Raw genomic sequence first — 13,944 nt, 5'->3', positions numbered from 1 at the left:
TTCACGGTTTCCTCCGTCTGACGTCTGTTCACGCGTCCACGGGCGGACAGTGGCTCCGGTGCGCCGGGGGAGGGGGAAGCGTCACAACCGCGCCAGCCACGGCAGCAGTTCGGCGGCCGCGGTCACGTCCGCGGTCAGCGGGCGGTCGTCCAGCCCGTCGGGCAGCGCGGCGTCCGCCACGGTGAAGGCGGCGACCTGCGGACGGACCGGGTGCAGCCGCAACGCCCGTACGGCGACCACGAGTTCGCAGGCCAGGACGGTGGCGTAGGCGTCGGTCGCGCGCAGCAGCTGGCGGGCGGCCTGCCCGGCGAAGCCTGCGGCCTCCTCCAGGCCGTGCGAGAGGACGGCGTGCCCCGGCGAGGCGGGGGCCGCGCACGTCCGCAGCTCCGCGAGCGCGGAGTTGGCGGTGTACTCCAGGATCATCGTGCCCGAACTGCTCGCGGGGCCCGCCGCGAGGAACGCGGGCAGACCGGTCAGCCGGGGGTCGCCGAGCGCCGCCAGGCGGGCGGCGGAGAGCCGGGCGGTCTGGAGCAGGGCGAGTCCGGCGCCCTCCACGGCCAGGCCGAGCGGTGCGGCGAAGAAGCCGCCGTGGTGGTAGGCCGCGGTGCCGTCGGGCAGCACGACGGGGTTCTCCGAGGCGCAGTTGATCTCCACCTCGACGACCTCGCGCAGCCTCTCGCCGGCGTCGAGGGCACAGCCGTGGACCTGGGGGAACGCCCGGAAGCCATACGGGTCCTGGATACGGCGGCCGGGACCGGCCGGGCGGTCGGGCAGCCCCAGCAGGCGTCGTACCTCACCGGCGGCACGGGCGGCACCCGGGTAGGGCCGCAGGGCGTGCACGGGTGCGGCGTACGCCTCCGCGGAACCGGAGACCCCGGCGAGGGACAGGGCGGCCACGGCGTGCGTGGCCCGCAGCAGCACGTCGAGCGCGTGCCGGCCGAGTGCCGCCTGCGCCAGCGCCAGGGCGTTGCTGCTGAGGAGGGCGAGGGCGTCTCCGGGGCGCAGGGTGACGGGGGCGGGGAGCCGGTCCGGTGCGCCCCCGCTGCCCGCGTCCGGCTCTCCGGCCGCCGGGTCGTGCGTCCGGCCGGTGGGGCCGGGGGCCCGGCGGTCGGCCGGGCGGCTGTCCAGCCAGTCGTACAGGCCCGCGGTGGGGCGGCCGTCGAGGAGACCGTCCGGGGCGTCCGCCGGGCCGCCGCCCGGTACGCCGTGCCGCCGGCTCTCCGGCCGGCCGGCCGGCCAGGGCCGTTCGCCGATGAGGGTCAGGCCCGTCTGGGCCAGGGCCGTGAGGTCTCCGGTGCCGACGGCGCCGTACTCGTTGACGGCCGGGTGGACGCCCAGGCGGAGCGCCTCGGTGAGCGCGTCGACGAAGGAGGGGTGGATGCCGGAGCCGCCGGCCAGGAGCTGGTTGGCGCGGATCGCGAGCATCGCGCGGACCTGGCGGGCGGGCAGGAGGGCGCCCGCGCCGCCGGCGTGGCTGCGCAGGAGGCGCAGGCCGTGCGCCGACTCGTCGTCGGCGTCGACGGTCACCGCCCGGTGGGCGCCGACGCCGGTGCCGCGGCCGTAGAGCCGGCCTGCGGCGGCCAGGCGCTGGGCCGTGTGCCAGGAACGGGCGGCCCGCTCGCGGGCCTCGGGGGCCACCGCGGGCACGGCCGCGCCGTCGGCGAGCGCGATCAGCCCGCCGACGGTGAGGGTGGTGCCGTTCAGGACGACCCGGGTGTCCTCCGGTGCGGGAGGGACCCGGGCCGGTCCGGGTGCCGTCGTGTCCAATCCGCGTACGTCAGCCCAGGCCGACCGACTTGAGCCACGCCTTGGCGACGTCCAGCGGGTCCTTGCTCTCCAGCTGCACCTGGGAGTCCAGGTCCAGCAGGGTCTTGGTGTCCAGCTTGGCGGAGACCGCGTTCAGCGCGTCGACGCCCTCGTCGGAGAGCCCGCTCTTGTAGACGAGCGGGGTCACGTTCGCGAAGCCGAAGAGGTTCTCCGGGTCCTGGAGGACGACGAACTTCTCCTTGGTGATGGTCGGGTCCGTGGTGAAGATGTCCGCGGCCTGCACCGTGTTCTTCTTCAGCGCGGCCTGGGTCAGCGGACCGCCGGCGTCGAGCGCCTTGAAGGACTTGAACGTCAGGCCGTACACCTCCTCCAGGCCGACCATGCCCTGCTGGCGGGTCTGGAACTCGGGGGAACCGCCGAGGACCAGCTCGGGGGCGATGTCCTTGAGGTCGGCGAGGGTCGACTCCGCCGTCAGGTCGTATTTCTCCGCGGTCTCCTGGTTGACGGTGACGGAGTCCTTGTCCTCGGCGGGCGAGGACTCCAGCAGCGTCAGCTTGGGGTCGAGCTTGGCCTTGGCGGCGGCGTTGACCGCCTCCAGAGACGTCTGCTCGGCCTTCGCGTCGAGGTAGGCCAGCAGGGAGCCGTTGTACTCCGGCAGGACGGTGATGGAGCCGTTCTTGAGCAGACCGTAGGTGGTCTCGCGGCTGCCGATGTTCGGCTTGTAGGACACCTTGATGCCCTTGGCCTTGAGGGCCTCGCCGTAGATGTCGGCGAGCAGGATGCTCTCGGCGAAGTTGTTGGAACCGACGACGACGGTGTTGCCGTCGGCCTTCTCCTCGGCGAGCGGGTCGGACGTGTCGTCGGAGGAGGAACATCCCGCCAGCAGGACCGTCGTCGCGGCGAGCGCGACGGCCGCCGCACCGGGGTGGTTCCTGAGGGACCTGCTGCTGTGGGCGTTGGAAGTCACGGTTCCCGTTCCGGGCTCTGGAGGTCGATGGGGAAGTCAGTGGGGGAATCTGCGGGGGAATCTGTGGGGAAAAGGAGCAGAAGGAGGGGGAGGAGTGGAAGCCGAGCCCCTCCTGACTCGATCCAATCCACCCTCTTCTCGATCAGTCAAGAGCGTTCGGGTCACCGAATGGCTTCGATTCATGGCCAGTTGTGGCCCGATCGGGCTGTCCTTCGTAATGGATTCTTGACGTGCGGCCACACCCCTTCGCACAGAGAAGCGATAGTGTCACCGACGTTGACGCCTGCCACAGCGGCGCGCACGCCTTGCACGACCCCACGAAGGAGGCCCGGTGTCCACGAACACGGTGGACGCGCCCGCCGGCTCGGCATCCCCGGCGTCCTCGGCACCCCCGGCATCCTCGTCCGTCCGCCGAGGCCTGCGGGGTGTCACCGACCGGTGGCCCTTCCAGCGCAAGCTCAACGTCCTCGTCGGCGTGCCGCTGACGGTGATCGCCCTGCTGCTGAGCTACCTCATCGTCGACCTGGTGCAGGAGTCCGACCGCGCCGAGACCGCCGCCCAACTGGTGCGGGACAGCTCCCAGGTCGCCGAACTGGTCGCCGCGGTGCAGGCCGAGCACCAGCAGGCCGTCCTTCTCTCCGTACGGCACGAGGCGTCCTTCGACGGGGGCACGCCCTCCACCTCCGCCTACCGGGTCGCCCAGCTCGACGTCGACACCCAGATCCAACAGGTGCGCGACACCTTCGCCGACCGGCTGCCGGCCGGTGAGGCGCAGGCCCTGAGGGTGATCGAGGGCCTCGCCGGCCTGCGGAGCACCATCGAGCAGGGCTATCTGCCCGCCGACAACATCGACCCGGCGTACTCGGGAGCCGCCGACGGCCTCATCGACGGCCTCGGCCTGGACCGCAACTCCGCGCTCGCCACCACCTTCACCGGCAACCTGCTCGACTCGCTGCTGCGCGCCGACGCCGCGCACGGCGCCTTCGAGACCGGCGTCTTCTCCGCGCGCACCGGCGACAGCAACGCCCTCATCGAGTTCACCGGCGCGGTCGGCTCCCAGGAGGTGTACGCCTACCAGGCCGAGCGGTTCACCCGGTTCGCGAGCGAGGCGCAGACCGACGAGTTCGGCGGTATCGAGCACAACACCGCGATGGCGACCATCAGCCAGAACTACGCCGAGATGGCCGTCGACCCCAGCGCGCTGCAGGCCGGCTCGAAGGCGGAGATCCGCGCGGCGCTGCGGCAGGCGCTGGACTCCTACCACCTCTACAACGAGCAGGCCGAGACCCGGCTGAAGGTCACCGGTTCGCTCATCCACCAGATCGCCGACCGCGCCGACGCCACCGCCTCCGACGCACAGTGGCGCGCGGGTCTGCTGCTGAGCCTGGCGCTGCTCGGCTTCGCCGTCTGGATCGCCTTCGCGGTGCTGGTGCGCCGCTCGGTGATCCGGCCGGTGCGGGCGCTGACCGGCGCCGCGCAGGAGGTCGCCGACGTCGCCGGGCGCGAGCTCGCGCGGGTGGCGGACGACGACGCCGAGGAGGGCGGGCCGCCGCGGCTGCGCGAGCTGCCGGTCACCGCCGACGACGAGATCGGTGAGCTCGCCGAGGCCTTCAACAACGTCCAGACCACGGCGGCCGCGCTGCTGGAGCGCCAGGTGCTGAGCCGGCGCAACGTCGCCGAGATGTTCGGCAACGTCGGACGCCGCGTCAGTAACCTGACGTCACGTCAGCTGTCGTTGATCGACGCCGTGGAGCGCGGGGAGACCGACCCGGCGCTGCTCGAACGCCTCTACTCCATCGACCACATCGCGGTCCGTCTGCGCCGCAACGCCGACAGCCTGATGCTGCTGGCCGGCATCCGCGAGACCGTCCTCGACTCCGGCCCGGCCGCGCTCACCAACGTGGTGCGCGCCGCGCTCGGCCAGATCGAGGGCTTCCAGCGGGTACGGCTGCACGCCGGTACTGAGGCCATGGTGGAACCGGACATCATCGGCGACCTGACGCTGATGATCGCCGAACTCCTGGAGAACGCGGTGTCGTTCTCCCCCGAGGGCAGCCCGGTCGAGGTGGGGGTCGACTCCGACGACGACGGGGCGACGGTCACCATCGCCGACCACGGCCTGGGCATGAGCGCCGAGCGCCTCGCCGAGGAGAACGCCCGCCTGGTCCGCCGTGAGCGTCTCGACCTCGTCCCGACGAAGGTGCTCGGCCTGTTCGTGGTCGGCGCCCTGGCCCGCCGCTGGGACATCGACGTCACCCTCTCCCGCACTCCCGGCGGCGGTGTGACGGCGGAGGTGGCACTCCCCTCCCCGCTGCTGCTCGCGCCGAGCGGAGCGGAGGCGGCACCCGCGGGGGCGGCGGAGACCGCCGCGTCCGCCGTGGACGCGGCGGCGACGAAGAAGCCGCCCGCGTCCCCGTCGTCCACCTCCTCGTCCCCGTCGTCCACCTCCTCGTCCCCGTCGTCCGCCCCCTCGTCCCCGTCGTCCGCCCCCTCGTCCCCGGCTGTCCCCTCGTCTCCGGCCGTCCCCTCGTCCCCGGCTGTCCCCTCGCCCCCGGTCGCCTCCCCGTCCGCCGGACCGTCCCCGGCGCTCGCGGTGCCGCCCGCGACGGCGGACGACCGCGAACCGGGCGCCCTCCCACGCCGGGTCCCCCGCCGCGAGGCGGCCACGGCCGAGGAACCGCACCGGCCGGCGCCCGGCCCCGCGACCGGCCGCGGGCCGCACGCGGACGAACCGCCGGTCCACGCCCGCACGGGTGCGGACCCGGGCGGGACCGGGACCCAGACCCGCCCCAAGACGGACGCGGACACGGACAGAGACACGGGCACGGCCACGGCCACGGCCACGGACACTTACGCGCACGAGTCCGTGGCCCAGAGCCAGGGCAGCGGGACCCCGGCCCGCCGCGCGGAGACCGCCGGAACCGCGGAGGCCGCCGATGCCGTCGGCGGCGCGCGGCCGCTGCGGCGCCGTGTCCGGGGGGCCACGCTCCGGACGACCGTCGACGCGGCCGCGCAGCAGGCCGCGCGCCGCACCGTGCCCCTCGCCGACGCGGACGCCGTCCGCAGCGCGCTGGAGGAGTTCGAGGCGGCCGTCGAACGCGCCCACCGCGACAGCGGCGGCGGCACGGGAGAGCACCACCGTCTCCCCGCCCCGCGCACCACCGAAGAGAACGAAGAGAACGAAGAGAACGACCGGACGGCCGCCCCGAACGACCGGAGCGCCTCGAACCACCGGCCCGTCCCGAACGGCCGGAGCGACCACGCGGACCACCACCGCACCCCCGGGTACCACCAGAACCACACTCCGGAAGGAGCCGAGCAGTGAGCACGTCGACAGGTGAGACTCCCTCCGGAGCCGCCACCCCGACCGACCTGCGGGCCGCCGCAGCCGACTTCACCTGGCTGCTCAACCGTTTCGCCACCGAGACCGCGGGGGTGGTGGACGCCATCGCGGTGTCCTCCGACGGCCTGCTGATCGCCGTGTCGGAGCTGCGTGAGCACGCCGACTCCGAGCGGCTGGCCGCGATCGTGTCCGGCATCACCAGCCTGGCGGCGGGCGCCTCCGGCAACTACGGCCTGGGCGGTCTGAACAAGGTCATCATCGATCTGGAGGGCGGCCATGTGCTGGTCTCCGCGATCGGCTCGGGCGCCGTGCTCGGCGTGGTCACCGACAAGGAGGCCAAGCTGGGCAACATCGCCTACGAGATGACCGTGTTCGCCAACCGCGCCGGCAGCGCGCTCAGCCCCCAGCTGGTCCTGGAGCTGAAGAACAGCGTCGGCGTCACCAGGTCGCGCTGACCGGCCGGCACCGCGAGAACCGCCGGTCCAGAGAGGAAGCGAACCACCGATGGCGGACGGCCGCACTCCGCGCGGCGCCGGCGAGGACGGCGTCGTACCCGTCGGCCCCGCCCCCGCCGTCCGGCCCTTCCTGGTCACGGCCGGCCGGGTGGCGGGCGCGGGTGAGGCGTCGTCCGGGCGGACCATGCCCGTCGAGACCCAGCTGGTGGCCACCACCACCGGGCTCGACGCCCTCGACCTGCTCTCCTTCGAACAGCACGACATCGTCGCCGCCTGCCGGGTGCCGCAGTCGATCGCCGAGATCGCGGCCCGGCTGCGGCTGCACCTGAACGTGGTGCGGGTCCTCGCCGAGGACCTGCGCGCGGCGGGGCAGCTGTCGGTGCACGTGCCCGACTCCGGCGCCACCCACGACGCTTCCGTCCTGCGCAGGCTCATCGATGGCCTCCGCGCCATCCCCGACTCCCGGGGGGTACTCCGTGACTCCGACTGAACCGCTGGTCCGGCACACCGCCGGCCAGACTTCCGTACAGCCGCCGCTGCCGGTGAAACTGGTGATCGCGGGCGGCTTCGGCGTGGGCAAGACCACGGCCGTCGGCGCGATCTCCGAGATCGAGCCGCTCACCACCGAGGCGGCCATCACCGAGGTCGCGGCGGGCGTGGACGACCTCAGCCACACCCCGCGCAAGACGACCACCACGGTCGCGATGGACTTCGGCTGCATCACCATCGACCCGACCCTGAAGCTGTACCTGTTCGGCACGCCGGGCCAGGAGCGGTTCGGGTTCATGTGGGACGACATCGTGGAGGGCGCGGTCGGCGGACTCGTCATCGTCGACACCCGCCGCCTCGACGACTGCTACGCCGCCGTCGACTACTTCGAGCACAGGCGGATCCCGTTCGCGGTGGCCGTCAACGCCTTCGACGGCCGCGTCGAGCACGCGCTGGAGGAGGTCCGCTGGGCCCTCGACGTCTCCGACGGCGTCCCGGTCCTGGTCTTCGACGCCCGTGAACGCGGCTCGGTCCGGGACGCCCTGCTGGTGGTCCTGGAACAGGCACTGGCACGCACGGAGGGGTGACGGCCCGAAAAGCCGGCACCCCGGGGGCGGCGCGACCCCGGGGTGCGGCGGGACCCCGGGGTGCGGCGGGACCCCGGACGAGGCCGCGACCCCGGGGTGCGGCGGGCCCCCGGACGAGGCCGGGGCCCGGGAGCGCCCAAAAAGCCTACTGGGCCCCCCTCCGCACCCCCGGCGACACCGCCGCCCTGCTCACCGCCCAGAACACCGCGAGCGTCACGAGGGCCAGGACGGCGACCAGGGTGGCGCCGCCGATCACCTTCTCGTAGTCGCGCTGGTAGAGGCCGTCGACGATGTAGCGGCCGAGGCCGCCGAGGCTGACGTAGGCGGCGATGGTGGCCGTGGAGACGATCTGGATCGCCGCCGAGCGCAGGCCGCCGAGGATCAGCGGGAGCGCGACGGGCAGTTCGACGCGGAACAGGATGCCGGCCTCGCGCATGCCCATGCCGCGCGCGGCGTCCACCGGTGAGGGGTCGACGGTGCGCACGGCCTCGTACGTCGTCACCAGGATCGGCGGGACGGCGAGGACGACGAGCGGGATCATCACCGGCAGCAGGCCGAACCCCAGCAGCATGGTCATCAGCACCAGCAGGCCGAAGGTGGGCAGGGCGCGCCCGGCGGTGGCGATGAGGGAGAGGACCGTGCCGCCGCGCCCGTAGTGGCCGGTGACCAGGCCGACCGGCAGCCCGATGAGGGCGGCGAGGGCGAGCGCCTGGAGCGTGTACCGGACGTGCTCCCCCACCCGGGTGGGGATGCCGTCGTAGCCGTTCCAGTGGGCGCCGTCGCTGAAGAAGGCGTTGACGAAGTGGAGTACGTTCACCGGGCTGCGTCCTTCACAGCGGGCTCGGACCTCGGGCGGCGGGTGCCGCTCGGCATCCAGGGGGTGAGCAGGGCGCGTACGGCGACCAGGAGGGCGTCGGCGAGCATCGCCAGGACGCCCATGGTGAGGACCGCGTTCCAGGCGAGTTCCGGCCGGTTGTAGATGGTGGCGTCGTGGAGCAGGTTGCCGAGGGCGCCCTGGTTGCCGATGAGGGTGCCGACGCTGACGAGGGAGATGCTCGACACGGTCGCCACCCGCAGCCCGGCGATGATCGCGGGCACGGCGATCGGCAACTGCACCTGGAGGTAGCGGCGAACGGGCCCGAAGCCCATGGCGGTCGCGGCGGCCAGCGTCTCCTGCGGCACCGAGCGGACGCCGTCGACGATCGCCGGCACGAGCACCACCAGGCTGTACACGGTGAGCGGGATCATCACGGTCAGCTCGGTCTGGCCGGTGTAGTCGATGAGGACGACGAAGAAGGCCAGCGAGGGGATCGCGTACAGCACGGTCGTCACCCACAGCACGGGCGGGTACAGCCAGCGCTGCCGCACGCACAGCTGGGCCAGCGGCAGCGCGAGCAGCAGGCCCGCGAGGACCGGCAGCAGCGCCTCGCGCAGGTGCAGCCCGACGAGGCCGATCCAGCTGTGCTGGAGGTCGCTGGGGATGTCGAAGAAGCGGTTCATCGCAGGGCCTTGGCGTCGTCACGGCCCTCCGCGTGGGCGCCGCGGATCGCCTCGGCGATGGCCTGCTGGGAGACGACCCCGGCGGCCCGGCCCTCGGCGTCCACGGCGACGGCCCAGCCGGTGGGCGAGAGCACGGCGCAGTCCAGCGCGGACCGCAGCGAGTCCGTGCCGGCCGTGAACGGCCGCCCGTAGGGCAGCAGTCGGCCGGCGTCGATGCTCCCGGCGGTCAGGTCGCGCGGCTCGCCCCAGCCGAGGGGCTTGCCGTCGACGCCGGTGACGAGGAGGTAGGGGACGTCGTCCGCGGCCCCCCGGGAGGCGATCGTCTCGGCGCTCGCGTCGATCGCGACGATCGGCGCGGTGAGCAGGGCGAGGCCGGCGGAGGAGAAGAACGACAGCCGGCGGATACCCCGGTCGGCGCCGAGGAAGTCCTCGACGAACGCGTCGGCCGGGTCGGACAGCAGCTCGGCGGGCGGGGCGAACTGGGCGAGCCGGCCGCCGGTGCGCAGGACGGCGACCATCGTGCCGAGTTTGACGGCCTCGTCGATGTCGTGGGTGACGAAGACGATCGTCTTGCCCAGCTCGCCCTGGATGCGCAGGAGTTCGTCCTGGAGTCCCTTGCGGACGACGGGGTCGACGGCCGAGAACGGCTCGTCCATCAGCAGCACCGGCGGATCGGCGGCGAGTGCCCGCGCCACGCCGACGCGCTGCTGCTGTCCGCCGGAGAGCTGGTAGGGGTAGCGCCGGGCGAGCGAGGGGTCGAGTCCCACCCGCTCCATCAGCTCCCGCGCCCGGGACCGGGCCTTGTCCTTGCTCCAGCCGAGCAGCCGCGGCACGGTGGCGATGTTGTCGACGATCGTGCGGTGCTGGAAGAGTCCGGCGTTCTGGATGACGTATCCCATCGAGCGGCGCAGGGTGTCGACCGGCTGCTGCTGGATGTCCTGGCCGTCGAGCAGGATCCTGCCCTCGCTGGGCTCGACCATCCGGTTGATCATCCGCAGGGTCGTCGTCTTGCCGCATCCGGAGGGGCCGACCAGGACCGTGATCGAACGGTCCGGGATGTCCAGGGAGAGGCGGTCGACCGCCACCGTGCCGTCCGGATACCGCTTGGTGACTGAATCTATCCGTATCAAAACGCCGAATACCCTTCGGGTCTGGCAAGTTCCGCCCGCTCTCGACCGGGTGAGCTCGGGCCGTTGCGGGGAGAGTCTAGACCTCTTGTGTTGCGGGGGTTTTGACGAGCCGCACGAGCCGCACCGGCTCCCCCCTGTGGCCCTCCTGTGAGTTCGCTGGTTCTCACCCTCCCCTCAGAGCCGGCTCAGGGATCCCCCAGACGCGCCCCCGATCGTCACTGCCATGAGGGTGCGGACGCGGGAGGCGTCCGGTTCCCTCGTCCCTCCGTCCTGCCCGGCCCGGGCGAACACCCCCTGGAGTACGCGTCATGACGACCCTCGCCCCGCCGCCCGCCCCCGCCCGGGAGGACGGTGACCGCCACCGGGCCGGACCGCCCGCCGCCCGCGGACTCGCGGCCCGTACGCGCCGGCTGTTCACCGGCGCCCCGGACGACCCGCGCTGGGCCCGCCCCGCCCTGTGGGCGGTCCTGGCGCTGGCCACGGCCCTGTACGCCTGGAACCTGACCTCCGTCACCGGCAACTCCTTCTACAACGCGGCCGTCTACAGCGGCACCAGGAGCTGGAAGGCGTTCTTCTTCGGCGCGTTGGACGCGGGCAGTTTCATCACCGTCGACAAACCCCCCTTCGCGCTGTGGGTGATGGGCCTGTCGGCCCGTGTGTCCGGTTACGGCACCTGGCAGTTGGCGCTGCCCATGGTCGCGGCCGGCGTGGGCTCGGTGGCTCTGCTGTACCGGATGGTGAAGCGGGACTTCGGCCCGGTCGCGGCGACGATCGCCGCCCTGGCGCTCACCCTGACGCCCATCACGGTCGCCATCACCCGGGACACCAACCCCGACCCCGTCCTGGTCTTCCTCATGCTGCTCGGCGCGGCCGCCCTCCTGAAGGCCGTGCGCACCGGGAAGGCGGCGCCGCTGGTGTGGTCGGGCGTCGCGATCGGCTTCGCGTTCAACACGAAGATGATGCAGGCCTACGTCGTGCTGCCCGCGTTCTTCCTGGTGTACCTGTGGGCGGCACGGGCCCCGCTGGGCAGGCGGATCCGCAACCTCGCCGCCGGCACGCTCGCCCTCGCCGTCTCCAGCGCCTGGTGGATGGTGGTCGTCGACCTGATCCCGGCGTCGTCGCGCCCCTACATCGGCGGTTCCACCGACAACACGGTCTGGGACCTGGTCGTCGGCTACAACGGCCTCGGCCGGATCCTCGGGGCGAGTTCGTCGGCGGGCTCGCAGGGCAACGGCGCGAGCTTCGGCGGCGAGGCGGGCCTGTACCGGATGTTCAACGAGACGATGGGCGGCCAGATCTCCTGGCTGATCCCGTTCGCCGCGGTCGCCCTGATCGGCGGCCTGGTGCTGCGCGGGCGCGCCCCGCGCACCGACGCCCGGCGGGCGGCCCTCATGCTCTGGGGCGGCTGGTTCGTCCTGCACTACCTGACGTTCTCGCTCGCCGAGGGCACCTTCCACCCGTACTACGTGACCGCCATGGCCCCGGGCATCGCGGCGCTGGCCGGCATCGGAGCGGTCATGCTGTTCCGCGCCTTCCGCGAGGGCCCGGCGGCGAAGTGGGGATGGGTGCTGCCGGCGGCGGTCGCGGCGAGCACCGTCTGGGCGGTCGTCCTGCTCCAGCGGGTCTCCGGCTCGGGGACGGCGTACACGGTCGCCGAGGTCGTGGCCGGGGTCGCGGGCGCGGCGGCGGTGATCGGGCTGCTGGTCGGACGGTTCACCCGGCGGCAGCGGCTGACGGCCGTCGCCTCTCTCGCGGCGGTCGTGGCCCTGCTGGCCGGTCCGGCCGCGTACGCGGCGTCCGCGGCCGCCTCCACCCCCAACGGCACCAATCCGACGGCCGGCCCCACCACCGGTGGCGGCATGGGCGGCGGGGGCGGCGGACAGCGGCCCGGCGGCGAGGCGCCGACGGGCACGGGCAGCGGCACGGGCGACGGGCAGCAGCCGGGTCAGCCCCCGTCGGGCGGCGGCGGTCCGTCCTCCGGCACCGAGACCGGGTCCACCGGCGAGACCGGGTCCACCGAGGCCGGGTCCACGGGCGAGACCGGGTCCACCGGCGGGGGCACGGACGGCGGTACGGACGGCGGCACGGACGGCGGCATGGGCGGCGGCACGGACGGCGGCATGGGCGGCGGCATGGGCGGCGGCATGGGCGGCGGCATGGGCGGCGGCATGGGCGGCGGCACCCAGGTGTCCTCGGCGATGATCACCTACCTGAAGAAGCACCAGGACGGCGCCACCTGGCTCGTGGCGGTCGCCACCGACCAGACCGCGGCCTCGGTCATCCTGGAGTCCGGCGAGCCCGTGATCTCCATGGGCGGCTGGTCGGGCACCGACGAGGCCATGACCCTCGCCAAGCTCAAGAGCCTGGTGAAGGCGGGCAAGCTGCACTACGTCGTGGTCGGCGACAGCGGGCAGAACTCCGCGAGCAGCGAGATCACGGCCTGGGTGGAGAAGCACGGCACCGCCGTGGGCGACTACAGCGGGCTGTACCGGCTGGACGCCTCCGACGTCGGCTGAGCCCGCCTCCCCCGCGAGGGCGGTACGGCGACCCCGTACCGCCCCTCCCGGCCCCGGCGCCGGGGCCGGGGCCGGGGCCGGGGCCGGGGCCGCACCCAGGCGACCACGGCCGCGCCCCACCCCAGCAGCCACAGCGTCACCGCCGACACCCCCGCCCCGGTACTCACGCGGCCGCCTCCACCCCCGCCGCCGGGAACCCCGGCGTGCGCAGGACCCGCCGCCGCGCGTCCACCGCGTAGACCTGGCAGCCCTCCTGCCCGGCCGCCCACTCGACGCCCTCCGCGCCCAGCGCGAAGGCGGCCGTCGCCACCGCGTCCGCCACCGTCAGCGTCGGCGCGACGACCGTGACACTGAGCAGTCCGGTCGCCGGCGCCCCCGTGCGCGCGTCGAGGATGTGGTCGCCGCGCTCGTAGCGGGCGGAGGTCGCGACCGCGCCGTCGGCCAGCTCCAGCACCGTGCAGAGCCGGTCGGCGATCTCGGGGTGGCGTACGCCGACCCGCCACGGGCCGCCGGCGGCGACCACGTCACCGCCGGCGTTGAGGCAGAACCGCCGTACCCCGGCCGCGGCCAGCAGCTCCGCCGCCCGCTGCACCGACCAGCCCTTGACGACGGCGCAGGGATCGAACCCCCGGCCGGGCAGCCGGGCGTCGAAGGCGCCGCCGGTCGCCGCCCGGTACCGCTCGCACAGGCCGATCACCTCGGCCAGGTCGGCGCCGATCCTCTCGGCCGGCAGCTCGCCCCGGCCGTACCGGGACACCTCGCTGCCGGGCCTGAACGGGCTGAACCGCTCGTCGACCTCCCGCAGCCAGGCGAAGACGGCGTCCGCCGGGCCGTCGTGGTCGCCCGCGTCGTCGACGCGCAGGGAGACCGGGAATCCCATGACGTGTTCCACGCGGTGCACGTCAGGCGCCCTTCGCGTCGATCGCGGCCTGGAGGGACTCCCGGTAGCCGTCGCTGGTGACGGTCGCGCCGGACACCGTGTCGATGTCCGCGCTCTGCGCCTGCAGCGTCTCCTCGACCAGCGTCGGCACCGCGGCCGTCGTCTGCGGGTGATTCGGCTGCTTCAGCATCCGCACCGCGGTGATCGTGTCGCCCTCGAAGGTCACCTCGACCTGCACGTCACCCTTCTCGGTGGCGACGGTCGTGCCCTTCACGACCAGCCCCGAGGAGCCGGACGCGGGGGCCGTGGA

Annotated in this window: 12 protein-coding genes; 5 read left to right on the top strand and 7 right to left on the bottom strand. The window is 73.7% G+C overall.

The window, feature by feature from the left end; all coding sequences use genetic code 11:
* Positions 1-81: 81 nt before the first annotated feature.
* Both ACFV9M_RS13175 and ACFV9M_RS13170 read right to left on the bottom strand, forming a co-directional pair.
* Entirely contained in the window at positions 82-1,767 is a 1,686-nt protein-coding gene (locus tag ACFV9M_RS13175; RefSeq protein WP_385073738.1) for an aromatic amino acid lyase, read from the bottom strand.
* A gap of 10 nt (positions 1,768-1,777) precedes the next feature.
* Positions 1,778-2,734: an ABC transporter substrate-binding protein gene (locus tag ACFV9M_RS13170; protein WP_385073741.1), complete on the bottom strand. Its 957-nt coding sequence runs from the start codon at positions 2,732-2,734 to the stop codon at positions 1,778-1,780.
* 331 nt (positions 2,735-3,065) lie between these two features.
* Here ACFV9M_RS13170 and ACFV9M_RS13165 point away from each other — a divergent pair, with 331 nt between their 5' ends.
* From ACFV9M_RS13165 to ACFV9M_RS13150, 4 genes are read left to right on the top strand one after another with little or no spacing between them, the layout of a single operon-like run.
* Entirely contained in the window at positions 3,066-6,059 is a 2,994-nt protein-coding gene (locus tag ACFV9M_RS13165; RefSeq protein WP_385073743.1) for an ATP-binding protein, read from the top strand.
* Positions 6,056-6,532, top strand: coding sequence for a roadblock/LC7 domain-containing protein (locus tag ACFV9M_RS13160; protein ID WP_385073746.1), 477 nt, complete (start codon positions 6,056-6,058; stop codon positions 6,530-6,532). The genes ACFV9M_RS13165 and ACFV9M_RS13160 overlap by 4 nt, the downstream gene beginning before the upstream one ends.
* Positions 6,533-6,581: 49 nt before the next feature.
* A complete protein-coding gene (locus ACFV9M_RS13155; protein WP_385073749.1) occupies positions 6,582-7,022 on the top strand; it encodes a DUF742 domain-containing protein in 441 nt (146 codons plus the stop codon).
* Complete coding sequence (locus tag ACFV9M_RS13150; RefSeq protein ID WP_385073752.1) at positions 7,009-7,608, top strand: ATP/GTP-binding protein; 600 nt, start codon at positions 7,009-7,011, stop codon at positions 7,606-7,608. Before ACFV9M_RS13155 ends, ACFV9M_RS13150 begins: the two co-directional genes overlap by 14 nt.
* Before the next feature lie 145 nt (positions 7,609-7,753).
* Here the strand turns inward: ACFV9M_RS13150 and ACFV9M_RS13145 are convergent, their stop codons facing one another.
* The 3 genes from ACFV9M_RS13145 to ACFV9M_RS13135 are packed head-to-tail and all read right to left on the bottom strand — an operon-like array spanning position 7,754 to position 10,238.
* Complete coding sequence (locus ACFV9M_RS13145) at positions 7,754-8,425, bottom strand: ABC transporter permease (RefSeq protein ID WP_385073754.1); 672 nt, start codon at positions 8,423-8,425, stop codon at positions 7,754-7,756.
* Positions 8,422-9,108, bottom strand: coding sequence for an ABC transporter permease (locus ACFV9M_RS13140; protein WP_385073757.1), 687 nt, complete (start codon positions 9,106-9,108; stop codon positions 8,422-8,424). Before ACFV9M_RS13140 ends, ACFV9M_RS13145 begins: the two co-directional genes overlap by 4 nt.
* The gene (locus tag ACFV9M_RS13135) at positions 9,105-10,238 is read right to left on the bottom strand and encodes an ABC transporter ATP-binding protein (RefSeq protein WP_385073759.1); all 1,134 of its coding nucleotides are present in this window, start codon (positions 10,236-10,238) and stop codon (positions 9,105-9,107) included. The genes ACFV9M_RS13140 and ACFV9M_RS13135 overlap by 4 nt, the downstream gene beginning before the upstream one ends.
* A 308-nt stretch (positions 10,239-10,546) precedes the next feature.
* On the opposite strand from ACFV9M_RS13135, the gene ACFV9M_RS13130 reads away from it, so the two are divergent.
* A complete protein-coding gene (locus ACFV9M_RS13130; RefSeq protein ID WP_385073762.1) occupies positions 10,547-12,754 on the top strand; it encodes an ArnT family glycosyltransferase in 2,208 nt (735 codons plus the stop codon).
* Positions 12,755-12,917: 163 nt separating this feature from the next.
* Here the strand turns inward: ACFV9M_RS13130 and ACFV9M_RS13125 are convergent, their stop codons facing one another.
* Together ACFV9M_RS13125 and ACFV9M_RS13120 are read right to left on the bottom strand one after the other, a co-directional pair.
* Positions 12,918-13,655 (bottom strand): FAD:protein FMN transferase, encoded by a 738-nt coding sequence (locus ACFV9M_RS13125; RefSeq protein ID WP_385073765.1) that lies wholly within the window; start codon positions 13,653-13,655, stop codon positions 12,918-12,920.
* A gap of 1 nt (position 13,656) precedes the next feature.
* A partial coding sequence (locus ACFV9M_RS13120; protein ID WP_385102418.1) for an FMN-binding protein occupies positions 13,657-13,944 on the bottom strand: 288 nt, incomplete at its 5' end.

Source organism: Streptomyces sp. NPDC059895 (assembly GCF_042731035.1).
GTDB lineage: Bacteria > Actinomycetota > Actinomycetes > Streptomycetales > Streptomycetaceae > Streptomyces.
This window is presented reverse-complemented; position numbering and strand designations above follow the sequence as displayed.